The sequence below is a fragment of the Xenorhabdus miraniensis genome (assembly GCF_002632615.1).
This window is the reverse complement of the sequence record NZ_NITZ01000083.1, coordinates 1-1241: the sequence shown is the minus strand read 5'-3', so window position 1 is coordinate 1241 and position 1241 is coordinate 1. Positions and strand designations below refer to the sequence as shown.

1 protein-coding gene is annotated in these 1241 nt (G+C 46.0%); it reads right to left on the bottom strand.

Annotation, left to right across the window (positions count from 1 at the left end; all coding sequences use genetic code 11):
* Positions 1 to 1148, bottom strand: a 1148-nt coding sequence (locus tag Xmir_RS22120) for a tyrosine-type recombinase/integrase (RefSeq protein WP_099116106.1), incomplete at its 3' end; no start/stop codon positions are given.
* Positions 1149 to 1241 lie beyond the last annotated feature (93 nt).

Below are 1241 nucleotides of genomic sequence, written 5' to 3'. Positions count from 1 at the left end.
GTGTGAATATAGGCGGCTCTGACGTTTTTTCTTTCTACATGGCTTAACTGGCGTTCGATGGCGTCATCGTTCCATAATCCTGATTCACCCATCGCACCGCGAGCCATTGTTCGGAACCCATGCCCGCAAACATCGATTTTGGTATCGTAGCCCATGCCACGCAAGGCGTTATTAACAGTACTTTCACTCATAACCTTTGTGGGATCGTGATCGTTAGGGAACATGACTTCACAATCACCACTCAGTACATGCAGTGATTTGAACAGAGTAACAGCCTGGCAACTTAACGGCACAATATGCTCGGTTTTCATTTTCATGCCCCGTTCAGAGAATTTCACACCTTCAATGGCTTTTCTTATGGCGGGAATTTTCCAGACTGCATTTTCAAGGTCAAGTTCTTCCCAACGGGCAAATCTCAATTCACTGGAACGGACGAACGTTAATAAAGTCAGCTCGACTGCGATACGGGTGATTAAGCGTCCACGATAGCGAGAAAGTCGGCTCAAAAATTCAGGTAAACGTTCATGAGGTAGGGCGGGATGATGTTTGGATTTAACAGTGGAAAGTGCGCCAGCCATATCATTAGCCGGGTTGGAATCAAGAATATCGTTCTGGACAGCATAACGCATGATGGAAGTTACGCGCTGTTGCAGTCGCTGGGCAATGTCATGTTTTCCATCAGCATCAACGATTTTTATTGGGGCTAAAAGCTGGCTTGTCCGTAAAGTGGAAATATCAAGCCTGCCAATATGAGGAAAAATATAATGTTCGAGGCTGCGTAGAATGCGGTTGCCGTGATCTTCGCTCCAGCGTTTGTTGCTGGCGTGCCAGTCACGGGCGATTTTTTCAAAGGTATGTTTTCCCTTTACTCCAGCATGTGCGTCTTTTTTCTCAGCTTTGGGATCAATACCCTGAGCAATTAGCTTTTTTGCTTCATCTCGTTTGGTGCGAGCATCAGCTAAAGAGATAGCCGGATAGACACCGAACGCCAATCGGTCTTCTTTTTTATCCGTAGGGCGGTAGTACTTCATACGCCAGTACTTCGAGCCACGCGTAGTGACTTCTAAATAGAGACCACCACCATCGGCGAGTTTGTAGGTTTTTTCTTTGGGTTTTGCAGTCTCGATCTGTCGTGCGTTTAGTTTCATTATAAGGGGCACATTTAAAATAGAAGTGTAGGTGCCCCTGATTATGCCCCTCGGTGCATGTTGATTGCAATAGACTAGAGTAGACCTAAAAAG